Origin of the sequence: Desulfobotulus mexicanus, assembly GCF_006175995.1 — a bacterium.
Taxonomy (GTDB): domain Bacteria; phylum Desulfobacterota; class Desulfobacteria; order Desulfobacterales; family ASO4-4; genus Desulfobotulus; species Desulfobotulus mexicanus.
The window spans coordinates 112,928-137,308 of the sequence record NZ_VDMB01000002.1; the positions used below are offsets into that span (position 1 = coordinate 112,928).

Here is a 24,381-nt window from a genome sequence, read left to right on the forward strand (position 1 = left end):
GCTAAAGGGTACCAGGTGAAAGCCCTTTTTTTAAATCCGCACCAAGGAGCTTACTATGCAGATCGAAGCCATATACAATAAAGGCCGCATTGAACTGCCCCCCCATCTTCACCTGAAGCAGGATGTGTTCAAGGTACGCATAGAAATTCCTGAATATGCCTATTCAGAAAAGGGGTCAGACCCCTTTATGGATTGGCAGTCAAAAATGGAAAAAATTAAGAAGAGTGTATTGAATATGGATGAAAAAGCACTGCCGGAGCTTTCACTTAAGCAAAACGAGTCTCTGGATGCTTTTCAGATACGCGAGGATCAGTAGATGGATGTTCTTCTTGATGTTAATATAATACTGGATGTCTGTGCTGTACGGAAGCCATGGTTTGATAAGTCCTTTGAAGCCATTGCGTGTTGCCGCAGATCCGGCGGGCAGGTATGGGTTTATGCGGGTTCTGTGCAGACGTTGCACTATACCCTTGCCAATGTTCATCTGCAGCAGGCCAGGGAAAATGGAGAAAATATTTCCAGAAAAGCCTGTCTGGAAATAGCAGCCAGGCAACTGAAGGTCTTTACAGAAAATATCCAGTGGCTTTCTGCCCTTTCGGGTGAATGTGATGTCTTTGAAGATCAGGACCCGGAGGATATGCAACTCATCTGCTCTCTGGATCGTTTCAGGAAGGGTTCCATTGCCTTGATTACCAGGGATCAGGGCCTGCTTTCACGGGGAGATCCCCGGATTTTAACACCAGACGCCTATATTGATCAGTCAAAGGAAGGTCAATCCATTCCCTTCATCGACCTCGCCGCCCAGCAGCACATCATTCGCCCAATCTTAGAAAAAAATATCCATAAAGTCCTTGCCCATGGACAATACATCATGGGGCCGGAAGTCAAAGAGCTTGAAGAACGCCTTGCCGCCTATGTAGGTACAAAATATGCCATTGGCCTTGCCAGCGGTACGGATGCCCTGATGGTTGCCCTCATGGCCTTAGGCATAGGCACAGGGGATGAGGTCATTACAACCCCCTTTTCCTTCATAGCCACAGCAGAAATCATAGCCCTTCTCGGGGCAAAGCCCGTTTTTGTGGATGTCTGCCCTAAAACCTACAATATTAATCCGGATCTCATTGAAGCCGCCATTACCCCCAAAACAAAAGCCATCATGCCCGTTAGTCTTTATGGCCAGTGTGCGGATTTTGATGCCATCAATGCCATTGCTTCAAAGCATAATCTTCCTGTGATTGAGGATGCAGCCCAGTCCTTTGGGGCTACATACAAGAGCAGAAAATCCTGTGCCCTCTCCACCATCAGCTGTACATCATTCTTTCCATCAAAGCCACTTGGCGGATACGGCGATGGCGGAGCATGCTTTACGGATGACGACAATCTTGCCAAAGCCATGCGTGAAATCCGTGTGCATGGTCAGGACAGACGATACCATCATCCCCGAATAGGCTTTAACGGCAGGCTGGACACCCTGCAGGCGGCCATTTTACTTGCCAAGCTTGATATCTTTCCGGATGAGGTGGAAAAACGGGGCCGCATTGGTACACAATATTCAGAAAAAATTCAGACTGAATGCCTGGGTATTGTCACGCCTTATATCGAGGAATGGAACACCAGCGTTTATGCCCAATATACTGTGCAGGTTGAAAATCGGGATGCCGTTCAGAAAATACTAAATCAAAATGGAATACCTACGGCTGTGCACTATCCTGTTCCTCTTCATCATCAGCCTGTTTTTGAGGATTACAAGACAAGCCTGCCAGTATCCGAAACCCTTGCCCAAAAAGTGATGAGTCTTCCCATGCATCCCCTTCTGGATGAAGAAACCATCAAAAAGATTGTGGAAGTTCTGAAAAAAGGGGTTTGATCTTAGGCCAATTTCTGGAATGAAAATATTTTTTGTCTCTCTTTTCCGAAGGGAGAGAGGAGAAAAACAGCCATCCTCAAGGCTCCCTCTCCCTTTGGGAGAGGGCCGGGGTGAGGGCTCAATTTTCGGGTATATTTAATCTTGGAAGCAGCTTTTTAAAAAGGAGTGAATACCATGCCCGGTTTTATAAAGGACAGAAAAATACGCACTGCCATTGTGGGCTGTGGTCGTATATCCAAAAACCATTTTGCTTCCCTTGAAAAGCATAAGGAGAATATGGAACTGGTTGCCGTATGTGATACGGATGCAACCCTTCTTCAGCTCTTACGGTGTTGCGGGTTACAGGTCCATGCAGAAAATGCTCGAAAAGGAAAAACCGGATCTTGTCTGCCTCTGTACTCCAAGCGGTCTTCATGCACGGGAGATCATCCTTGCTGCGGAGCATGGGGTTCATGTTATGACGGAAAAACCCATGGCCACCCGCTGGAAAGATGGTCTTGCCATGGTGGAAGCCTGTGACAGGGCAGGTGTGCGTCTTTTTGTTGTAAAACAGAACCGTCGCAATGCTACCCTCCAGCTTTTAAAAAATGCCGTTATGCAGAAGCGATTTGGAAAAATCTATTCTGTAGCCATCAATGTATTCTGGACAAGACCACAGGATTATTACGACAGCGCAAAATGGCGTGGAACCTGGGAATTTGATGGTGGAGCATTTATGAACCAGGCCAGTCATTATATTGACCTTTTTGAATGGCTCATCGGCCCTGTGGAAAGTGTCATGGCCTATACCGGCACCCTTGCCAGGGATATAGAGGTGGAAGATTCAGGAGCTGCCATCCTTCGCTGGCGTAACGGAGCCCTTGGCACCTTGAATGTCTCCATGCTTACCTACCCGAAAAACCTTGAGGGTAGCATTACCATTCTTGGAGAAAAGGGGAGTGCCAAAATCGGCGGGGTTGCGGTGAATGAGGTGCTGCACTGGGATTTTGAGGAAAAGCTGCCCGAAGATGAAAAAATTGGTGATGCCAGTTACCAGACCACTTCCGTATATGGCTTTGGTCATCCCCTTTATTTTTCCAATGTGATAGAAACCCTGCGGGGCAATGCTGATCCGGAAACCGACGGTAGAGAAGGCCTGAAAACCTTAGAGTTACTCATTGCCATGTATCTTTCCGCAAGGGATGGTAAAAAGGTGGCTTTACCGCTTGAATATTAGACGGCTGAGGCTTTCATCAAGACACCCTCTCCCTCTGGGAGAGGGCAGGGGTGAGGGTATAATGGCGCCCCTGTCCCTACAAAAGCCCGGTGGCTGAGGTTCTCGAAGCCAGGGCAGGGGTGGGAGGGCCTGGAGTTTAAAACCTTAGGTTTCGTATGTTGGCGTATATCGAGAACATACGTGACTATTTCAGGCAATTTAATCATATTGGCGTTTCCGTAAGGGAAGATTCTCGTGGAAATAAAAATTTACAATGACATCGTTTTTAAATGGATCTTTGGAAGGCAAAGCTGCACAGCCCCTTTGATCGCCCTCCTTAACGCCATTACATCGCCTGCAAAAAAGTTTTCCGAAGTAACCATCTTAAATCCCTTTGATGAATCTGAACCCTTCAAGAATGAAAAGTAGGGTATCCTTGATATCCGGGCCAAAGATGACTTAAGCGGTGAATGGGTAAATCTGGAGGTTCAGGTAAATCCGGGCTTTCATTATCCGCCCCGCAGCAAGTTTTACCTTGCAGGTATGTACCGGGATCAGCTTGAGAAGGGTAAAGATGGCCTTTATAGTGACCTTAAAGCCTGCTACGGTATTCATATTCTTGTGGGTACGCTTTTTGATAAGCCGGAAGAAGAGGATTTCTGGTTCAATCATTATGCCATGCTGAACACCCGCACACACAAAGCCCTCGTCAATCACTGGCACCTGTATTATATTGAACTTGAAAAGTATCTTCGCAGCCTTGAAAAAAAGGCCGAAGCCAGACCCCTTAATGAGCTTGAGGAATGGACGCTTTTTATTGGCACCATTCAGGACAATGACAGACCCTTAGATGAGCGCATCAATCATAACCCAATGATCCGGGAGGTGTATAAAATGATTGAGACCTTCACAAAAAATGACCATCTCCGTGAGAAATACCGTGTGCAGGAAGAATTCATCCGTGTTCAGAAGACCAATGAGTATATGACTGAAAAGATGAGGCAGGAAATTATCAGGCTGGGTCATGAGGTCGAACACTTCATGGCCGAACAGGAAAGGATTACTGCTGAGAACAAGGCGGCTCTTCAGGCTCAGGAGAGGGAAAGGGCTGAGAAGGAAAGGGAAAAGGCTGAGAAGGAAGCCATTATGAAAAAAGCCATCCATGGGATGCGTAATCAGGGATTGCCAGACGAAGGTATTGCATCAATACTGGGAATATCCGAAGCCGTGGTAAGAGGATTGTAAAAAAAGCCTGCTATGACCCATGCATCATTGCAAAGGTGCATGATGTGGCAAAGAAGTATCAGTGCATTCTTGTCTGTCTGGATTCCATGCATACCCATGACCATGTGCTTGCGGAGCTTAATGCCTATGGGCCGATGGTAAGTACAGGCAGTTATTGTGTGGTTTTTGATACCCTCATTGAAGACATGCCCGAAAATATGTTCCCGGACAGACCCTGGGGGCCGGGCAACAATCCCAAAACCGCTGTGTGGGAATATTTAAAAACCCACCCGGAATTTGAAATGGACAGGGATATCCAGCATAAGCTCCTGATCACCGTTGCACCGGACGGATATCTGAAAAAGATCGCCTGAAAAACTTAAACCAGATTCATTTAAAGCACGGTGGCTGAGGCTCTCGAAGCCCGCTTCAATCCTGTTCAGCCTCCTTTTTTGTAAGGAATGATTTCAATGGAAATAAAAATTTACAATGACATCGTTTTTAAATGGATCTTTGGAAGGCAAAGCTGCACAGCCCCTTTGATCGCCCTCCTTAATGCCATTACATCTCCTTCAAAAAAGTTTTCCGAAGTAACCATCCTGAATCCCTTTGATGAATCTGAACCCTTCAAGAATGAAAAGCAGGGTATCCTTGATATCCGGGCCAAAGATGACTGTTCAGGTAAATCCGGGCTTCCATTATCCGCCCCGCAGCAAATATTACCTTGCGGGCATGTACCGGGATCAGCTTGAGAAGGGCAAAGATGCCCTTTATAGTGACCTTAAAGCCTGCTACGGCATTCATATTCTTGTGGGTACGCTTTTTGATAAGCCGGAAGAAGAGGGTTTCTGGTTCAATCACTATGCCATGCTGAACACCCGCACACACAAAGCCCTCGTCAATCACTGGCACCTGTATTATATTGAACTTGAAAAGTATCTTCGCAGCCTTGAAAAAAAGGCCGAAGCCAGACCCCTTAATGAGCTTGAGGAATGGACGCTTTTCATTGGCACCATTCAGGACAATGACAGACCCCTGGATGAGCGCATCAATCATAACCCAATGATCCGGGAGGTGTATAAAATGATTGAGACCTTCACAAAAGACGACCATCTCCGTGAGAAATACCGTGTGCAGGAAGAATTTATCCGTGTTCAGAAGACCAATGAGTATATGACTGAAAAGATGAGGCAGGAAATTATCAGGCTGGGCCATGAGGTCGAACACTTCATGGCTGAACAGGAAAGGATTACTGCTGAGAACAAGGCGGCTCTTCAGGCTCAGGAGAGGGAAAGGGTTGAGAAGGAAAAGGAAAGGGCTGAGAAGGAAAAGGAAAGGGCTGAAAAACAGGCGGCTCTTCAGGCTCAGGAGAGGGAAAGGGTTGAGAAGGAAAGGGAAAGGGCTGAGAAGGAAGCCATTATGAAAAAAGCCATCCATGGGATGCGTAATCAGGGATTGCCAGACGAAGATATTGCAACAATGCTGGGAATATCCGAAGCCGTGGTAAGAGGATTGTAAAAAAAGCCTGCTATGACCCATGCATCATTGCAAAGGTGCATGATGTGGCAAAGAAGTATCAGCGTATTCTTGTCTGTCTGGATTCCATGCATACCCATGACCATGTGCTTGCGGAGCTTAATGCCTATGGGTCTCTGGTAAGTACTGGCAGCTACTGTGTGGTTTTTGATACCATTATTGAAGACATGCCCGAAAATATGTTTCCGGACAGACCCTGGGGGCCGGGCAACAATCCCAAAACCGCTGTGTGGGAATATTTAAAAACCCATCCGGAATTTGAAATGGACAGGGATATCCAGCATAAGCTCCTGATCACCGTTGCACCGGACGGATATCTGAAAAAGATCGCCTGAAAAACTTAAACCAGATTCATTTAAAGCMCGGTGGCTGAGGCCCTCAAAGCCCGCTTCAATCCTGTTCAGCCTCCTTTTTTGTAAGGAATGATTTCAATGGAAATAAAGATTTACAATGACATCGTTTTTAAATGGATCTTTGGAAGGCAAAGCTGCACAGCCCCTTTAATCGCCCTCCTTAACGCCATTACATCGCCTGCAAAAAAGTTTTCCGATGTGACCATCCTGAATCCCTTTGATGAATCTGAGCCCTTCAAGAATGAAAAGCAGGGCATCCTTGATATCAGGGCCAAAGATGACTTAAGCGGTGAATGGGTAAATCTGGAGGTTCAGGTGAATCCGGGTTTTCATTATCCGCCCCGCAGCAAGTTTTACCTTGCAGGTATGTACCGGGATCAGCTTGAGAAGGGCAAAGATGCCCTTTATAGTGACCTTAAAGCCTGCTACGGTATTCATATTCTTGTGGGTACGCTTTTTGATAAACCGGAAGAAGAGGATTTCTGGTTCAATCATTATGCCATGCTCAACACCCGCACACACAAAGCCCTCGTCAATCACTGGCACCTGTATTATATTGAACTTGAAAAGTATCTTCGCAGCCTTGAAAAAAAGGCCGAAGCCAGACCCCTAAATGAGCTTGAGGAATGGACGCTTTTCATTGGCACCATCCAGGACAATGCCATGCCCCTGGATGAACGCATCAATCATAACCCCATGATCCGGGAGGTGTATAAAATGATTGAGACCTTCACAAAAAATGACCATCTCCGTGAGAAATACCGCGTACAGGAAGAATTCATCCGTGTTCAGAAGACCAATGAGTTCATGACCGAAAAGATGCGGCAGGAAATTGTTAGACTGGGCCATGAGGTCGAACACTTCATGGCCGAACAGGAAAGGATTACTGCTGAGAATAAGGCAGCTCTTTTGGCTCAGGAAAGAGAGCGAGCGGAAAAAGAAAAAGAGCGAACAGAAAAAGAAAGAGAGCGAACAGAAAAAGAGGCAGCCCTCCTGGCCCAGGAAAGAGAACGGGTAGAAAAAGAAAGAGAACGGGCAGAAAAAGAAAGAGAACGGGCAGAAAAAGAAGCTTTTAAGAAAAATTCCATCCTCCAATTGCGTAAGAAGGGTTTTTCTGATGCAGATATAATATTCACGCTGGGAGTTAGTGATGAAGATATCCGCAATTTAGATTGATTTTTCAAAATGGACTCTGCCCCCTTTTTAATGTTTCCGTAAGGGATGGTAAAAAGGTGGCTTTACCCCTTGAATATTAGATGGTTGAGGCGCTCGAATTTCTGGTGGCTGAGGCTCTCGAAGCCCCACTAAATAAGCAACCAGGAGAAATATTCATGAATTACCAGATTCACCCCACAGCCATTGTGGATGAAGGCGCAGAAATCGGAGAGGGCAGCCGCATCTGGCACTGGGTGCATGTGTGCGGTGGCGCAAAAATAGGCAAGGGCGTTTCTCTGGGCCAGAATGTTTTTGTTGGCAATAAGGTGATAATTGGTGATTTCTGCAAAATCCAGAACAATGTCTCAGTATATGATAATGTAACCCTTGAAGATGATGTTTTCTGTTGACCCAGTAGAACACACTGATTGAGAAGAAGGCATCCAACAGTGCCGGGATGCGGGCATTCTTTTTCAGCCTCCAGCAGAATTTTTCTGTTTTTTTCTGTAGTTGTTACTTTCCTGTGCATCAAGTTTGCCGTCGGAATCCTTGACCTTTTGATTTATCTCTTTGAGGATTTCTAACATCAGGACTGGCCATTCTTGTTTATCCAGCTCCCTAATATAATGGGTATTGCAAAGAGAATGGAGGCAGTCTCCATACCGAACTGGATATCAAGGCAAAATCTTCTGACGGCAGGTGGATTGATATAGAAATGCAGAACTCGGATAAGGGCTTTTTCGGGGAACGGGCTTTGTATTATTGGACTGACCTCTATGGGGATCAGCTGGTTACAGGGGACAATTATTCTACCCTGCGTCCTGTGGTCTACATCAATATCCTTGATTTTAAGATGTTTAAGAATGTGGATAGATACCACCTCTGCTTCATGCTCCGTGAAAAGGATACGCCGGAACTGCTTTTGACGGATCACCTTTCCCTGCATTTCCTTGAACTTCCCAAGATTACTGCTTACAATCTGGATAAGAGTCTGGACAACTGGCTTTATTATCTCAAAAATGAAGGCCTGAACAAGGAGGATGGTATTATGGAAAACATCTTGAAGAACAATCCTCAGATAGCCAACGCCAGAGAAAAGTACCTGAGCTTTACCCAGGACGAACATATGCGTGAAGCCTATGATTCTCACATCAGATGGAAGCGGGATCATGATTCGGCTTTGTTTTTTGCGGAAAAGAAAGGACGGCATGAAGAGAAGTTCCAGACCATCATGGAGCTTCTGGATTTCAATATGAAGCCTGAAGAGATAGCCAGAATTACAAGGCTCACTCCCGAACAGGTAAGAGCTGTTATTGCCGCAGGAGACAAGGGTCTGGATCTTCTGATGGAAGATGATGCTACCAGACATTAAGCCTTCTTGCTTTGCTTTTTAAACCGCATTCAGCCAGGAGTGTGTCTTGTGTCCGTTTAATGCCTTGAGGGTTATTTTTGTGGTGTCGGTGTGAGAGAGTGTGACTCTTGCAAAAAAGAAAAGGTAGAAGCAGAGCTTGAAAAAAGAGTAGTACAGCCCTTTTTAAGAGGCTGTCTTCAGGTATTGCCTTGCCCTTACAAAACCCTGCCTTCCATACAGGCCCTTAAAAGCCTTTGCCATTAAGTAACATGTGGAGAAATAAATATGGCCATGGATTTTTATATGAGCGTATTGAAAAAAAGTGATGATTACTGGGTTGCACTTTGTCTTGAAAATGGGTTGGTTGGCCAAGGGTTGTCCAAAGAAAATGCACTATAGCTGAGCTTGTTTTACGGATGACGACAATCTTGCCAAAGCCATGCGTGAAATCCGTGTGCATGGTCAGGACAGACGATACCATCATCCCCGAATAGGCTTTAACGGCAGGCTGGATACCCTGCAGGCGGCCATTCTCCTTGCCAAGTTTGATATCTTTCCGGATGAGGTGAAAAAAAGAGGCCGCATTGGTACACAATATTCACAAAAAATCCAGGCGGAATGCCCAGATATTGTCACGCCACATATCGAGGAAAGGATTGCTGATTTTCCAAATGTTATATCAATAATGTGAAATGTCGAAAACCCTTTACACTCAACTTGAACCTTGATACTTAAGCATTAATGAAATGGTAACCTAATCTTTTTCTAGGAAAAAATTAAGTATGAACAACTCTATAGGTTTGAAAACCAGTGTTTCGCTTCAGCCTGATAAACAAAAAAATTCGCATGACCTGCAACTTTTTATTCTTTGGGCAGCCACAAAAAAGCCTGATATAGAGATGTTTATAGACACTATATCCGAACGCTTTATTTTAAAATATGCCAGTATGTGTGAATGGAGTGAAGAGTATTGGGGCGCGAATCTTAACCGTTTTTATGGTCTTTTACCCGCCGGACCGAGATCAAAGCTCTGTGATGTAGGCGGCAAGCCTTTTCTCATTGCCATTTGCGAAGATGTACAGCCATTGTATGGTCCCCATCAATCATTGGGGGGTAATATAGAACTCCAACCTTAATGCGATGGAATGCAAACGCCAGCTACGAGAGCGATTTGGTGGAAATTATTGTCACTGCTCGTCTAATTCACAGGAGTATTTACATCAAAGCACGCTATTATTAGGGCCATCTATTCATAGTGAAATAAAATATGGACCATGGGATGGGAACATACACAATAATTGTTGCGATCTTATAGGTGCTAATGGGTGGAAAATGCTACCGTGTTTTTCAGCACCCTGAACTACTGCTGTAATTATATTGTTCTTCGTAACTTCCAGAATTTGCCCCACCAGCTTGACATGGAAAAAGACATAGATATGCTTGCTGATGACATGGAGCTTCTTGCCACTGCTGCAAATGCAGTCCCCACAGGCAATGGTTTTGGTAGCTATGTTACCAAAATTGGGGAAAGGAGCGTACCGTTAGACATACGCTGCGTTGGTGATGAATACTATGATGCTTTGTGGGAAAAGGATATGCTGCAATCAAAAGCATGGACTTCAGATGCAATCCCGACACCTGATCCCATCCATCATTTTTTTTCACTGCTTTACCACGCCAAGCTACACAAGCCTGTAGTTAAGCAGCAATACAAGCCATTGCTCTTAAAGCTTGCCAAGGAAATTAATTTCATAGGCTTTTCAGAAGAACATATTGTCAGTCATGAAAAATCTGCTGAAGTCCTGTCGGGTTTTTTGAAAGCACAGCGATATAGATTGACTTTTCCTTTAGATGGTCGTGTGGTCCTAAATCGTCCGGTAGCATCAAAAATTACAGGCTACAACATTGCGAACCCAGATGTCATTAGAATGAGAAAAGTACTTAATCATCTAAGAGCATCCTTGCCACGGTGGAGCTATCGAGTTGTTCCTCAGCCTATTAAATCCGCAGTAAAGCGCTGCTTCGACAAGTAATGGATAAGTCCATCGTGGAGATATTAAGTAAGAAAGCAGAGAATAAGCTTTTTTTGACAAGTAGCGCAGCTATTCTTCTATTAAAAGTGGTTAGTATTATGTTTTCTATCCTAACTACGGTCATCTTAGCACGCATTCTTGGGCCAACGGGTTTTGGTCAGTATAGTTTTGTTTTAGCAGTTGCCTCAGTAGCCACACTTCCAGCCTATGCTGGCATCTCTACACTGGCAATGCGGGAAACTGCCGCCGCCTATGCAACCCAGCAGTGGGGGCTTGCAAAAGGTGTTTTAAAGTGGACCCTACGCATAGCATTGGTCCAAAGCCTATTTGTTTCAGCTTTTTTGGCTGTCCTCCTGTTCATTTTTTCCGATCAGGTTTCTTCTTCTGAATACTGGGCTGCTTTATGGGGTATAATACTGATACCGACTTTGACGCTCAGTGTTCTCCGCACTGCTTTTATGCGTGGTATTGGTGAGCCTGTTAAGGGTATCTCTGTAGAAGCATTGGTGAAGCCGGGTGTGTTAATTATTGGGGTTAGCGTTGCATCTGTGGCGCACTGGCTGACTCCGGCAACAGCCATCGCCTGGAATGTCGTAAGCTGCATAGTTGCTATATGTCTTGGTTTTTGGTGGTTCCAAAGGCTGAAAGCACCTGAAATTTATACGCATCCCCCAGAATACCATGCTTCCATCTGGTGGCGTTCGGTTGGTACACTGGCATTGTTAGTAGGTTCCCAGCAAATTATCAAATATACTGATATCATCCTGCTCGGATTATTTACTACGGCATCTCATGTCGGCCAGTACCGCATTGCGGTTCAAGCTGCCGATATTACATTGTTTGTTTTGATGGGAATAACCATGGTTCTTGGTCCACGGGTTGCGGCCCTGCATGCTACTGGCGATTACAGATCGTTGCAACGACTTGTTACTTTGACAAGTCGAATCAGTGCTTTAGCTGCACTTTTGGCTTTATTGATGCTTCTATTCATGGGCGAATGGCTAATACGAATGGTTTTTGGCATCAATTACGAGGACACTATAACACCCTTGCTAATTTTGGCTACGGGACAGTTATCCTTTGCCTGGTTCGGTATTTCACTTACCTTGCTAAAAATGACGGGACAGGAGCGAGCCTCCTTGAAAGTCCTGGGGTTGGCTGCAATAGTTAATGCACTGCTCAATATAGCACTGATCCCGCTTTTGGGCATGATAGGTGCTGCATTGGCAACTGCCATAACACTGGTTTGGGGGTATGCAATGCTTAGTTGGACTGCTTATCGATTACTGGGACTGCATAGTACGCCGTTTCGTATTTGGCATGGACGGGAGGCCATCAGATGAAACACACAGCTATGTGGCGCTGGGCGGATTACATATTGCAGCGTATTGCGGACCGGATTGGCGTCACTGTCGCACCGAATCATCCGCTGGATTTTACTTAAAGTGATTAATTATGAAAAAAAATGCTTGGCTCTATCGCCTTGATCCGATTGCTGTAAAGATTTCTGATTTTTTTGGTTTGAAATTGTCGCCAGGTAAACCGCTGGATTTAAGAAATATAATAAACCATCCCTTGGATGCCTTTTATCAGGCTGGGCGTCATAGCGTCTTAATTAACATTCCTATTGAAAAAATTCGAACACTTGGAGCTAATGCATTTCCTTGTCATGCCGGAACTTATCATCCCTACATTCGCACTTTGCAAGAATGGGAAGCAGGTAAAATAACCTCCGCAAAAGGTTCTTCTCTTCAACGTTTTTATAAAAATTGGCAACCTAAAAATGCTGCCCAATTTCTTGGATTAGACGAGACAACTTGCCATAAAATCCTTCGAGAATCACCGCCATCTGCCGCAGTTTTGCCCTGGGATTTTAGAAGTATGCAGCGGCAGAAAGAGGACATTCAACATGGCATTATTAATGATTACTTACCACATGCGACCAAGACAATAGTTAAGGATTTTAATTGGCAATTTTGGGGGCCTAAAAATCCATTGGATCTTGAGGTTGAATTATCTCGACTTACCAAACTAATAATCAGTATAAAAAAAAACGGTTACCAACGTACGCACCGTTTAGATGGTGATATAAGTGGTACTTTTCTATGTTCCAGCAAAGACTGGATCTTTTATCATGCTGGAAGTGGGCAACACAGAATTGCTGCCCTCAGTACTCTGGGATGGACTTCAATACCCGTGCGCTTGTTTCAGTCACCGCCTTATCTCGTAATTCGTGAACATGCTAATCACTGGCATCATGTGCGCTCTGGACTCTTTAGTCTAAAAGAAGCACTTGCAGTGTTTGATCGGGTGATGGCTGGTGAGCAGCTTTATATTCCAAATTACAATTCTTAAGTCTAGAACAGTGCGCATCGCACAGTGGTGTCTTTCTCTATAGTAGCTTGTAGTTACTTAAGAAATATTAGGAAAAAGTTATGGATACACTAAACTCGTCTTTGTTTAAAAGAATCATCAGCCCCTCGGCAACCGGCAACGGAGCCTTTGTTGTCCATAAAATGCTTCAGGGCGGGATTCCAGACTACAGGGTTATTCCATATTCCCCATACAGAACGCTGTTTCCGCCATCTCTTTTCACGCCCGGCCGCAATGAACATGCAGATATTATACATACGACAGCAGACTATGGCTGTTTTCATGCCCGCAAAAACATACCTTTGGTGCTGACATTTCATGGCTTTTCTTTGGATCGTTTTTTAAGACCATATAGTACTTTTTTTCAAAGCATTCATTGTCAGACGGATCTTAAATATTTCACAAAGCTTTCTGTACTTCGTGCAGATGCAATTACAGCCGTAAGCCATTTTACGGCTGATCTTGTAAAAAAGAAAATGAGCATCCAAGCAGGCCAAAGAATAAAGGATGATTATGAAGATTTTGTTTCTGTGTAAAAGATTTTATACCAATAAAGACTTGATTAAAGATCGATATGGCCGACTCTACCATTTTCCTGTTTGCTGGTCTAACAAGGGGCACAAGGTTAATGTTGTAGCTGTTAACTATCATTCAAGAGATATGAGCAAGCATATCGCTAATGGGGTTAGTTTTGAAAGTATATCTATAAAAAGATTATTTGTTTCTATTAAGAATTTAATTCCGCATCTTAGTAGGAAGCGGTATGATATTGTAATTTCAAGTGGTGATCAGTTGGTTGGGATGCTAGGTTTAATTATTGCGAGGCTAAATAGTTTACCATTTGTTTTTGATGTATATGATGATTACTCGGAGTTTGATATCAGTAGATTTCCTTCTTTTAAATGGATATACCAAAAAGTTATTAAAAATTCTAATTATATCAGTTGTGTCAGTAAGAATATTCAAAAAAAAGTTAGTTCTTTTAATAAAAATATTAAGATAGGTATTTTTCCAAACGGTACAAACACGCAAGTGTTTTATTTGAGAGATAAGATTGCCTGCAGAGAATATCTGGGTTTAAATTTAGATTGTTATTATATTGGCTATACAGGTTCAATAGATGCACGATTTGACTATTTAGCTATAATAAGTGCTATTAGATGTCTTCGAAAAGATTATAATGTCAAGATGTTAATAGCTGGAAAAAATATAGCTAATATAAATTTTAATGCAGATGAAATTGTGTATATTGGTCAAGTAGATCAGAGTTTGGTTCCAGTAATAATAGGAGCTTCAGATGTTATGGTTGCGCCTTATGCAGATCATCCTTTGTCTCATTGCTGTAATCCATGCAAAATATCTGAATACTTGGCTTGCGAGCGTCCTGTTGTTGCTGCTAAAGTAAGTGATGTAGCTTGTTATCTCAATAATGATCAGTTTTTTATATATAATTGTGGCGATACTCAGGAGCTATTGGAAAAAATAAAATATCATTTACTAAATCCCAAATTGGTCAAAATTCCTGATTCACTACTCTGGCATACTATAGCAGATAGTTTTTTAGAAGAACTTTATTGTATTATAAATGATAAAGTAAAGAAAGGTGCTGAAAATAATGAAGGGTATAATGGATAGTTATTTTAAAAGATTATACGAAAGGACAATGGATGAAGCATATTCTCTGGCATACAAAGAAATTGTAGATGCACTTAAAAATGGCGGAAAATGTCTTGATTGTGGCGCAAATACTGGCAGAAGCTTTGAAATAATCAGTAAATCCCTGCTTTTTGAACAAAAGAACTACCACGGAATTGACTGGTCTGCTGCCGCAGTAGAGCAATGCAAGGATAAAGGCTTAAATGTTATATATAGCGATCTGAATAGAAAATTGGATTTTGAAGATGGGCTTTTTCAGTGCGTTTTCGGGCTTTCAGTATTAGAACATCTACTTAATGGCTGTTCGTTTATGAAGGAATGTTATCGTATTCTTGATAAGAATGGACGGCTTATTTTACTTACACCAAATATAAGTACATTATTCAGTATTGCACTGTTGGCTGTCGGCAAGATGCCTTCAAGCGGACCACATCCTGATTCAAATGAGCTGCTTAATAACGAAGAGGTTTTCAGGGTAAGCAGTGACAGTATTTTAGCAGATACGGAAATTGATACGCCGCAACACAGACATCTTGTAGTTTTCAGTTTTCGAGTTCTAAAGAAATATCTTACCATGGTTGGGTTCAGAGATGTTAAAGGTTATGGTTTTGGCTTGTATCCTTTTCCCAATTTTTTACAACCCATACTTGAAAAAACAGACCCTTATCATTGCCATCAAATGGTCTTCATCGCAAAAAAATAGGCAAGATTATTTTAATCATTAAAGACGATGGTGAGAAAAAGAATGACTGCAAAAAGAATACTTTGTCTTACTTCCACCTTCCCCAGATGGGTACAGGATTCTTCGGCTCCCTTTGTTCTCAACCTGATCCATGATCTAAAAAAATTGGGCTGGCAGGTGGATGCCCTGGCACCACATGCACCGGGTGCTGCCATAGAAGAAGTGCTGCATGATATCCCCACAAGGCGTTTTCAGTATTTCTGGCCACCTGAGCAGCAGACTCTCTGTTATCGCAGCGGTGCCCTGATTAACCTGCGTAAACAACCTTCTGACTACCTCAAGCTTCCGGTTTTTGTCCTTGCTCAGATAGCAGCCGTACTGAAACAGCTAAGAAGAAAAAAATATGACATTATACACTCCCACTGGTTGTTGCCTCAGGGTTTTTCCGGAACAGCAGGCTCTCTTTTTTGAATATTGTAAAATATAATGGTCAGGGAGAACATTTATGATACATTTTTTTATTGGAACAAAAGCACAACTCATAAAGACTGCTCCTGTTATGGTTGAATTGCAGCGTAGAAATATTGTATTTAGATATGTAGATAGCGGGCAGCATGGGAATTTTACTCAATCTCTACGTAAAATTTTTAGAATAAAAGAGCCAGATTTTAGCTTTTGCAAAGATAATCGTGACATTACAAATAGTATTGATGCATTTAAATGGGTGGGATATCTTTTAGTTTGTTATTTTTTTAAAAGAAAGAATCTTAGGGATAAGGTTTTTGCAGGTGGCGGAATATGTCTTATACACGGTGATACTTTGAGTACATTGTTTGGGTTGATGTTGGCAAAAGCAGCTAAACTTAAAGTTGGGCATATTGAAGCGGGCCTGCGTAGCTTTAACTATTTACATCCGTTTCCTGAAGAAATAATTAGAATCTACTGCATGAAAAAGTGTGATTTTTTATTTGCACCATCCGATATGTCGTACAATAATCTTAAGTCTATGCGTTTAAAAGGTAAAATAATAAAGGTGGATGGTAACACTGTTGTTGACGCCCTGCGTTTTATTCATAAAAATTATGTTAATATAGAAATACCTAAAGAGCCTTATGCTCTTGCGACATGCCACCGCCTTGAGACAATAACTAATCGAAATAGACTTGAAAAAGTCATTCAACTCATTAATTGTGTTTCGAAAAAAATAAAGGTTGTTTTTGTGGTTCACAAGCCAACCCGTAAATATCTAAAACAATTTGCTTTAATGGAAAAAATATCATCGAATGTCGAAATTATAGAAATGCAAAATTATGTCGAATTTACTGCTTTGATTCGCAATTCGAAGATGGTACTTGCAGATGGAGGAAGCATCCAAGAGGAGTGTGCTTATTTATGCAAGCCTTGCCTGATATTGCGCAACAAGACGGAGCGTCCTGATGGCCTAGGCAATAATGCCATGTTATGGAACTTTGATTATGCCGTATTGGATAGCTTTATAAATAATATTGATTCTATTACTTATCTCATTGACGAATGGCCAAAACCTTCTGTTAAAATAGCTGATTTTTTAGTTCATCAAATGAATTCATGATAGTATTTCTTCCTCGTAGTTGCAAGCAGAACTGGCGGCATTACGGATTCCGTAACCCATGAAAAAACAGGCCTGCTTGTGGATGAAAGGTCTCCGGAACAACTGGCCGGAGCCATAGTCAGACTGAGCAAAGATACAGCACTTGCAGAAATATTAGCTGATAATGCACTGCTAAAGGTAAATGAGACCTTTACCCGAAAAGCTTCTGCCCAAAAATTTTCCTGTCTGTTTGAAAGTCTGGCAGAAAAAAAATGAACAAAATGAATTTTTGATTTCATCAGGCTGAACACATCAGGGTAAGGATTGAAAAGATGGATCAAAACTGTCTTTTAGTTTAAGCTTGATGTCATATGGTTTTTTACTCTAGGAAGAAAAAAATCTCGTTTCACAGGCGCTGACTATGAAAAAAAGAATCCTCTACGGTGAAGCCAATTACTCAGCCATTGTTCGTGAAAACGGCTATTTTGTGGATAAAACCGCCTACATTCAAAAGCTTGAAACTGTAAAAAATGCAGTATTCCTTCGGCCGCGACGCTTTGGAAAATCCCTTCTCTGCACCATGCTGGAATCCTACTATTCTGTTTTATATAAAGAAAACTTTGAAGAGCTTTTTAGCCATACATGGATAGGCAAAAACCCAACCCGCCTGCATAACAGCCTTATGGTTCTGTCCCTTGATTTTTCAGTGGTTGAAACCGGAGACATGCAGGTGATGGAAAAAAGCTTCAACAGCAGTGTCAACCTTGTCCTTGAAAATATTTTGTACCTGCACAGCTCTTTTTTTGAAGATACAGATGTGAAGATCCGGCATGAAAGCAGTGCCACAGAAAACCTGAATCAACTTTTGCGGGCCATCAGCCGTAAAAATGCCCCATCCCTTTATGTTATCATCGATGAGTACGACAATTTTGCCAACCAGCTCATCACAGGTCATAAAGATCATCTTTATAAGCAGCTCATGGCTGATGATGGTTTTCTGAAAACCTTTTTCAAGCTTTTGAAAGAGGGCCGAAAAACCGGAGCCATCCATAATGTTTTCATCACAGGCGTTTTGCCCGTCACCATGGATGAACTGGCTTCGGGCTTTAACATTGCCACTTTCATCACCCTTGAACCGGATTTTGAAAACATGATCGGCTTCACCCAGTCCGAAGTGGATTTACTTCTCGATGACATTTACAGAGACTATGACATAAACCCGGATACCCGCAATGAGGTACAGGATGTTATTAAAAATCAATATAATGGTTATCATTTTATAAATCCCGAAGGTGAGGCGGTCTATAACTCCACCATTCTTCAGTATTTTCTGAGTTGGTTCACAAAATACCGCACTATGCCAAAACACTTAACGGATATGAATCTTAAAACCGATATCCTTTGGGTCAAAAGAATCACCGGCTCCAACCCTGAGCTTACGGAAGGTTTTGTCACTCAGCTGACAACCCAGAACAGCATTGATTATGACGACACCCTGCTTACCCAGAAATTCAACATGTCACAGTTTTTTGAAAAGGGCTTTTTTCCCATCTCATTTTTCTATCTGGGCATGCTCACCCGAAAAAACGACTTTGCCCTCACCCTGCCCAACCTCAACATGAGAAGAATCTTTGTGGAATACTTCAATGAGCTGTACCGTATTGATGTTTCCACCGGGTACGGGGACATGATGCAGCATTTTGTTAAAACCCTTGATTTAAAAGCCCTGTTTGCGGGCTACTGGCAGGAGTATGTTTCCCAGCTTCCTGAAGCGGTTTTCAATCAAGTGAATGAAAACTTTTACCGCACCACCTTTTATGAACTCTGTTCCCGCTATCTTTCCCGCTGGTTCACATGGAATGTGGAAAGATCATACCCAAAAGGTCGCACAGATCTTGAGTTTGTAGGCAAATACAATGAATGCTTTGCAGGCATCCGCATGGTCATAGAATTCAAGTATTTTTCCAATGCTGCCTTTAAAAAATTCAATACCAGCATTGAAAACTTCACCATGATTTCTGAAGATACGGAGCAGATTGCAGGCTATGTTGAAGGGCTTAAAAAGGAATACCCGGAGGCAAAGGTTTCACAGCATGTGATTTACTGCTTCGGCAATGGGGGTTTTAAGGTGTTTGATATTTAAAAATGACTGATTATCTCTTAAAAAACCAGTTACCTAAAACAGTCTTTTTTAATGACAAAGTGGCTGTCCCATAGTTTTAAGAAAGGCTTAAGCATGGCAAAATTTTTTAACAATGCAGGCCCTGTCAAGGCAGATATGAACTATCATATTGATCCCCTGACCCGTATTGACTGGGATGAGGTTTATGATCTGATTCTACAGCAGCGTTATTTTATCCTCCACGCCCCCAGACAGACCGGCAAAACCTCCAGCCTCATTGCCATGATGCATGCCTTAAACAAAAAAGAAGATTTTACAGCCCTTTATGTGAACATCGAGGGAGCACAGGCCGCAAGGAATGATGTGGATGCAGGAATTAATGAGGTGATCGGCGCACTGGCATCTGCAGCTTCGGTTTATCTTGAAGATGACAGGCCATCGGCCATGCTTGAGGAAGTAAGAAAACAAAGGAAGATGCAGGGTGCCCTTGCGGAACTGCTCACCAGGTGGTCACAGATGCTAGAAAAACCCCTTGTTCTCATGCTCGATGAGGTGGATTCTCTGGTGGGAGACACTCTCATCTCTCTCCTCCGTCAGATCCGATCCGGCTATGACAGAAGACCCAAAGCCTTTCCCCAGAGCCTTATTCTTTGTGGTGTCCGGGACATCAGGGATTACCGCATCCACACCTCCCATAATGAAATCATCACAGGCGGCAGTGCTTTTAATATCAAGGCCGCATCCCTGCGCCTTGGCAATTTTACGGAAGATGAATGTAAAGACCTCTGGTTGCAGCACACGAAAGAAACAGGTCAGATTTTTGATGAAAAAATCTTTCCTGAACTCTGGGAAGACACAAAAGGCCAGCCCTGGCTGGTCAATGCTCTGGCCCATGAGCTGACATGGAACAATAAAGAGGCCCGTGACCGAAGCAAAACCCTTTTTCTGGAAGACTATTTTGCAGCAAGGGAAAGACTGATCCAGTCCAGACAGACCCACCTTGATCAGCTTACGGATAAACTTAAGGAACCACGGGTCAGCCGCATCATTGAAGAACTTCTTCAGGGTGAAGAGCTGCCGGATACGGTTTTTGGCAAAATCAGTACGGATGACCAGCAGTATGTTGAAGATCTTGGCCTCATTACTACAAAGCCCCAGATTGCCATCTCTAACCGGATTTACAGGGAAGTTATTCCAAGGGAAATGACCTGGCTGGCCCAGACCCGTATTGTTCATGAGTCCACCTGGTACATGAGAGAAGACAAAAACCTTGATATGACAAAGCTTCTTTTGGCTTTTCAGCAGTTTTTCAGGGAAAATTCAGAAAGCTGGATTGAGCGCTTCGATTATAAGGAGGCAGGGCCTCAATTGCTCATGCAGGCCTTTTTACAGCGCATCATCAATGGTGGTGGTCGGGTTAACCGGGAATACGGACTTGGAAGCAGACGCACGGACCTTTTTCTGGAATGGCCTCTGGATAAGGAAAAGGGCTTTTTCGGACCTGTGCAGAGGGTGGTGATAGAGCTTAAAATCCTGCGCAAGGGTTTAGAAAATACCATAAAGGAAGGCCTTGAGCAGACAGCCGACTATGCCGATAAAACAGCGGCAGGGGAGGCCCATCTTGTCATATTCAACCGCAATCCCCAGATCCCCTGGGAAGAAAAAATCTGGAACAAAACCATGAATCATGGGAAATGGACCATGGGCGTGTGGGGGGTGTAAAAAGTGGGAAGTGGGAAGTGGGAAGGTTTTTTGTAGAAGTGTCTGAAGTTTAAAAATGACTGATTATTTCTTAAAAAAACCAGTTACCTAAAACAGTCTTTTTTAATGACAAAGTGGCTGTCCCATAGTTTTAAGAAAGGCTTAAGCATGGCAAAATTTTTTAACAATGCAGGCCCTGTCAAGGCAGATATGAACTATCATATTGATCCCCTGACCCGGATTGACTGGGATGAGGTTTATGATCTGATTCTACAGCAGCGTTATTTTATCCTCCATGCCCCCAGGCAGACAGGTAAAACCTCAAGCCTCATTGCCATGATGCATGCCTTAAACAAAAAAGAAGATTTTACAGCCCTTTATGTGAACATCGAGGGAGCACAGGCCGCAAGGAATGATGTGGATGCAGGAATTAATGAGGTGATCGGCGCACTGGCATCTGCAGCTTCGGTTTATCTTGAAGATGACAGGCCATCGGCCATGCTTGAGGAAGTAAGAAAACAAAGGAAGATGCAGGGTGCCCTTGCGGAACTGCTCACCAGGTGGTCACAGATGCTAGAAAAACCCCTTGTTCTCATGCTCGATGAGGTGGATTCTCTGGTGGGAGACACCCTCATCTCTCTCCTCCGTCAGATCCGATCCGGCTATGACAGAAGACCCAAAGCCTTTCCCCAGAGCCTTATTCTCTGTGGTGTCCGGGACATCAGGGATTATCGTATCCACACCTCCCATAATGAAATCATAACTGGCGGCAGTGCTTTCAATATCAAGGCCGCATCCCTGCGCCTTGGCAATTTTACGGAAGATGAATGTAAAGACCTCTGGCTGCAGCACACGAAAGAAACAGGGCAGATTTTTGATGAAAAAATCTTTCCTGAACTCTGGGAAGACACAAAAGGCCAGCCCTGGCTGGTCAATGCTCTGGCCCATGAGCTGACATGGAACAATAAAGAGGCCCGTGACAGAACAAAGCCCCTTTTTCTGGAAGACTATTTTGCAGCAAGGGAAAGACTCATCCAGTCCAGACAGACCCACCTTGATCAGCTTACGGATAAGCTCAGGGAACCCAGGGTACATAAAGTTATCTCAGCACTTCTTTCCACAGATCAGACGGAACTTCTCATGCCACGGGATGATATGGATTATGTGGAAGATCTGGGACTCATCCACCGAAAACCTCACATAAATATCAGTAACCGCATTTACAGAGAAATCATACCCAGAGAACTGACGGTGGTCACTCAGGATACCATGATTCAGAAAAGCATCTGGTACACGAAAGAAGATTCAAGCCTTGACATGGAAAAACTCCTTTTGGCCTTTCAGCAGTTCTTCCGGGAGAATTCAGAAAGCTGGATTGAGCGCTTCGATTATAAGGAGGCAGGGCCTCAATTGCTCATGCAGACATTTTTACAGCGCATCATCAATGGCGGTGGCCGGGTGAACCGGGAATACGGCCTTGGGAGCAGGCGTACGGATCTTTTTCTGGAATGGCCTCTGGATAAGGAAAAGGGCTTTTTCGGACCTGTGCAGAGGGTGGTGATAGAGCTTAAAATCCTGCGCAAGGGTTTAGAAAATACCATAAAGGAAGGCCTTGAGCAGACAGCCGATTATGCGGACAAAACAGGGGCAGGGGAGGCCCATCTTGTCATATTCAACCGTAATCCCCAAATCCCCTGGGAAGAAAAAGTCTGGAATAAAACCATGAATCATGGGAAATGGACCATGGGCGTGTGGGGGGCGTAAAAAGTGGCTATCCTGCTATGGTTCAGGAAAAAAACTACTTCACAGGTGCTGACTATGAAAAAAAGAATCCTCTACGGTGAAGCCAATTACTCAGCCATTGTTCGTGAAAACGGCTATTTTGTGGATAAAACCGCCTACATTCAAAGGCTTGAAACGGTAAAAAATGCCGTATTCCTTCGGCCACGACGCTTTGGAAAATCCCTTCTCTGCACCATGCTGGAGTCCTACTATTCGGTTTTATATAAAGAAAACTTTGAAGAGTTTTTTGGCCATACATGGATAGGCAAAAACCCAACCCCCCTGCATAATGCCTTTCTTGTKCTGCATCTGGAYTTTTCCACCATTGAGACGGGTGATCTGGAAGTGATGGAGAAAAGTTTTGATCATACTGTMAAYCTTGCCCTTCAATCCCTGGTGAACAGAAACACCTGTTTTTTAGATGATAAACCGCTGCTGAATCYGGAAAACAGCTCCGTATCCAATCTGAAGTCTGTTATCAATAAGATCCAGGACAATAAGCTGCCGCTCCTCTATGTCATCATCGACGAGTATGATAACTTCGCCAACCAGTTGATTACAGCCCACAAAGATCATCTTTATAAGCAGCTCATGGCCGATGACGGTTTTTTGAAAACCTTTTTCAAGCTTTTGAAAGAGGGCCGAAAAACCGGAGCCATCCACAATGTTTTCATCACAGGCGTTCTGCCCGTCACCATGGATGAACTGGCTTCGGGCTTCAACATTGCCACCTTCATCACCCTGAACCCCAATTTTGAAAACATGATCGGCTTCACCCAGTCTGAAGTGGATAGCCTGCTGGATGAAATTTACAGAGATTATGAGATCAACCCGGACACCCGCAATGAGGTTCAGGATGTCATTAAAAATCAATACAATGGCTATCATTTTATCGATCCCGAAGGTGAGGCGGTTTATAACTCCACCATTCTTCAATATTTTCTGAGCTGGTTTTGTGAATTTAAAACCATGCCCAAACACTTGACGGACATGAACCTCAAAACCGATATCCTTTGGATCAAAAGAATCACCGGCTCCAACCCTGATCTTACGGAAGGTTTTGTCACTCAGCTGACAACCCAGAACAGCATCGACTATGACGACACCCTGCTTACCCAGAAATTCAACATGTCACAGTTTTTTGAAAAGGGCTTTTTTCCCATTTCCTTTTTCTATCTGGGCATGCTCACCCGAAAAAACGATTTTGCCCTAACCCTGCCCAACCTCAACATGAGAAGAATCTTTGTGGAATACTTCAATGAGCTGCACAGAATTGACGTTTCCACGGGCTACGGGGACATGATGCAGCACTTTGTCAAAACCCTTGACTTAAAAGCCCTGTTTGCAGGCTACTGGCAGGAATATGTTTCCCAGCTTCCCGAAGCGGTTTTTTCTCAAGTGAATGAAAACTTCTACCGCACTACCTTTTATGAACTCTGTTCCCGCTATCTTTCCCGCTGGTTCACCTGGAATGTGGAAAGATCATACCCAAAAGGTCGCACAGATCTTGAATTTGTGGGCAAATTTAATGAATGCTTTGCGGGCATCCGCATGGTTATAGAGTTCAAATACTTTTCCAATGCAGCCTCTAAGAAATTCAATACCAGTATTGAAAACTTCACCATGATTTCTGAAGATACGGAGCAGATTGCAGGCTATGTTGAAGGGCTTAAAAAGGAATACCCGGAGGCAAAGGTTTCACAGCATGTGATCTACTGCTTCGGCAATGGTGGTTTTAAGGTGTTTGATATTTAAAAATGATTGATTATTTCTTAAAAAAA

23 protein-coding genes and 4 pseudogenes are annotated in these 24,381 nt (G+C 43.4%); all 27 read left to right on the forward strand.

The features are described 5' to 3' along the window. Nucleotides 1–55: 55 nt before the first annotated feature. The 27 genes and pseudogenes from FIM25_RS02475 (at nt 56) to FIM25_RS02605 (ending at nt 24,355) form a co-directional block, all read left to right on the forward strand. Nucleotides 56–316, forward strand: a complete 261-nt coding sequence (locus tag FIM25_RS02475) for a hypothetical protein (RefSeq protein WP_139445959.1) — start codon at nt 56–58, stop codon at nt 314–316. Then, nucleotides 317–1,867 (forward strand): DegT/DnrJ/EryC1/StrS family aminotransferase, encoded by a 1,551-nt coding sequence (locus FIM25_RS02480; protein WP_139445961.1) that lies wholly within the window; start codon nt 317–319, stop codon nt 1,865–1,867. Between the two features lie 174 nt (nt 1,868–2,041). Next, a pseudogene (locus FIM25_RS17755) lies at nt 2,042–2,351 on the forward strand (Gfo/Idh/MocA family protein); the annotation flags it as partial. Nucleotides 2,352–2,369: 18 nt separating this feature from the next. After that, nucleotides 2,370–3,083, forward strand: a complete 714-nt coding sequence (locus FIM25_RS02485; RefSeq protein WP_425456376.1) for a Gfo/Idh/MocA family oxidoreductase — start codon at nt 2,370–2,372, stop codon at nt 3,081–3,083. A gap of 420 nt (nt 3,084–3,503) precedes the next feature. Further along, nucleotides 3,504–4,307: a PD-(D/E)XK nuclease family transposase gene (locus tag FIM25_RS02495; RefSeq protein ID WP_281279290.1), complete on the forward strand. Its 804-nt coding sequence runs from the start codon at nt 3,504–3,506 to the stop codon at nt 4,305–4,307. Between the two features lie 44 nt (nt 4,308–4,351). Further along, the gene (locus FIM25_RS02500; protein ID WP_246051970.1) at nt 4,352–4,660 is read left to right on the forward strand and encodes a cephalosporin hydroxylase family protein; all 309 of its coding nucleotides are present in this window, start codon (nt 4,352–4,354) and stop codon (nt 4,658–4,660) included. A 96-nt stretch (nt 4,661–4,756) separates the two neighbouring features. Further along, a complete protein-coding gene (locus tag FIM25_RS17835) occupies nt 4,757–5,038 on the forward strand; it encodes a PD-(D/E)XK nuclease family transposase (protein ID WP_179953100.1) in 282 nt (93 codons plus the stop codon). Beyond that, nucleotides 4,956–5,804, forward strand: a complete 849-nt coding sequence (locus FIM25_RS02510; protein WP_179953101.1) for a PD-(D/E)XK nuclease family transposase — start codon at nt 4,956–4,958, stop codon at nt 5,802–5,804. Before FIM25_RS17835 ends, FIM25_RS02510 begins: the two co-directional genes overlap by 83 nt. A gap of 44 nt (nt 5,805–5,848) precedes the next feature. Continuing rightward, nucleotides 5,849–6,157: a cephalosporin hydroxylase family protein gene (locus tag FIM25_RS02515; RefSeq protein ID WP_246051972.1), complete on the forward strand. Its 309-nt coding sequence runs from the start codon at nt 5,849–5,851 to the stop codon at nt 6,155–6,157. 96 nt (nt 6,158–6,253) lie between these two features. Further along, nucleotides 6,254–7,351, forward strand: coding sequence for an Rpn family recombination-promoting nuclease/putative transposase (locus FIM25_RS02520; RefSeq protein ID WP_179953102.1), 1,098 nt, complete (start codon nt 6,254–6,256; stop codon nt 7,349–7,351). A 155-nt stretch (nt 7,352–7,506) separates the two neighbouring features. Then, a pseudogene (locus FIM25_RS02525) lies at nt 7,507–7,737 on the forward strand (N-acetyltransferase); the annotation flags it as partial. Nucleotides 7,738–7,997: 260 nt separating this feature from the next. Next, the gene (locus tag FIM25_RS02530; protein ID WP_139445974.1) at nt 7,998–8,702 is read left to right on the forward strand and encodes an Rpn family recombination-promoting nuclease/putative transposase; all 705 of its coding nucleotides are present in this window, start codon (nt 7,998–8,000) and stop codon (nt 8,700–8,702) included. A gap of 394 nt (nt 8,703–9,096) precedes the next feature. Continuing rightward, nucleotides 9,097–9,372: pseudogene (locus tag FIM25_RS17490) on the forward strand (DegT/DnrJ/EryC1/StrS family aminotransferase); the annotation flags it as partial. A 91-nt stretch (nt 9,373–9,463) separates the two neighbouring features. Next, nucleotides 9,464–9,817, forward strand: coding sequence for a hypothetical protein (locus FIM25_RS02540; protein ID WP_139445976.1), 354 nt, complete (start codon nt 9,464–9,466; stop codon nt 9,815–9,817). Nucleotides 9,818–10,006: 189 nt separating this feature from the next. Further along, nucleotides 10,007–10,714, forward strand: coding sequence for a hypothetical protein (locus tag FIM25_RS02545; RefSeq protein ID WP_139445978.1), 708 nt, complete (start codon nt 10,007–10,009; stop codon nt 10,712–10,714). Nucleotides 10,715–10,728: 14 nt separating this feature from the next. Next, complete coding sequence (locus FIM25_RS02550) at nt 10,729–12,057, forward strand: oligosaccharide flippase family protein (protein ID WP_218961227.1); 1,329 nt, start codon at nt 10,729–10,731, stop codon at nt 12,055–12,057. 112 nt (nt 12,058–12,169) lie between these two features. Continuing rightward, a complete protein-coding gene (locus tag FIM25_RS02555) occupies nt 12,170–13,069 on the forward strand; it encodes a hypothetical protein (protein ID WP_139445982.1) in 900 nt (299 codons plus the stop codon). Nucleotides 13,070–13,230: 161 nt separating this feature from the next. Continuing rightward, nucleotides 13,231–13,623 (forward strand): glycosyltransferase family 4 protein, encoded by a 393-nt coding sequence (locus tag FIM25_RS17840; protein WP_484068176.1) that lies wholly within the window; start codon nt 13,231–13,233, stop codon nt 13,621–13,623. After that, nucleotides 13,601–14,722, forward strand: a complete 1,122-nt coding sequence (locus FIM25_RS02565; protein ID WP_179953103.1) for a glycosyltransferase — start codon at nt 13,601–13,603, stop codon at nt 14,720–14,722. The genes FIM25_RS17840 and FIM25_RS02565 overlap by 23 nt, the downstream gene beginning before the upstream one ends. After that, entirely contained in the window at nt 14,715–15,446 is a 732-nt protein-coding gene (locus FIM25_RS02570; RefSeq protein ID WP_179953104.1) for a class I SAM-dependent methyltransferase, read from the forward strand. Before FIM25_RS02565 ends, FIM25_RS02570 begins: the two co-directional genes overlap by 8 nt. A gap of 42 nt (nt 15,447–15,488) precedes the next feature. Next, nucleotides 15,489–15,896 carry a glycosyltransferase gene (locus tag FIM25_RS02575; RefSeq protein WP_179953105.1) on the forward strand — a complete coding sequence of 136 codons (408 nt, stop codon included), beginning with the start codon at nt 15,489–15,491 and terminating at the stop codon, nt 15,894–15,896. Nucleotides 15,897–15,930: 34 nt separating this feature from the next. Continuing rightward, nucleotides 15,931–17,016, forward strand: a complete 1,086-nt coding sequence (locus FIM25_RS02580; RefSeq protein ID WP_139445990.1) for a UDP-N-acetylglucosamine 2-epimerase — start codon at nt 15,931–15,933, stop codon at nt 17,014–17,016. A gap of 27 nt (nt 17,017–17,043) precedes the next feature. Beyond that, nucleotides 17,044–17,271: pseudogene (locus tag FIM25_RS17845) on the forward strand (glycosyltransferase); the annotation flags it as partial. A 145-nt stretch (nt 17,272–17,416) separates the two neighbouring features. Continuing rightward, on the forward strand, nt 17,417–19,138 hold the full coding sequence (locus FIM25_RS02590; protein WP_139445993.1) for an AAA family ATPase: 1,722 nt from the start codon (nt 17,417–17,419) through the stop codon (nt 19,136–19,138). A gap of 93 nt (nt 19,139–19,231) precedes the next feature. Next, entirely contained in the window at nt 19,232–20,839 is a 1,608-nt protein-coding gene (locus FIM25_RS02595; RefSeq protein ID WP_139445995.1) for an AAA family ATPase, read from the forward strand. 147 nt (nt 20,840–20,986) lie between these two features. Beyond that, nucleotides 20,987–22,582, forward strand: a complete 1,596-nt coding sequence (locus FIM25_RS02600; RefSeq protein WP_139445996.1) for an AAA family ATPase — start codon at nt 20,987–20,989, stop codon at nt 22,580–22,582. Between the two features lie 54 nt (nt 22,583–22,636). Next, nucleotides 22,637–24,355, forward strand: a complete 1,719-nt coding sequence (locus FIM25_RS02605) for an AAA family ATPase (RefSeq protein WP_139445998.1) — start codon at nt 22,637–22,639, stop codon at nt 24,353–24,355. Nucleotides 24,356–24,381 lie beyond the last annotated feature (26 nt).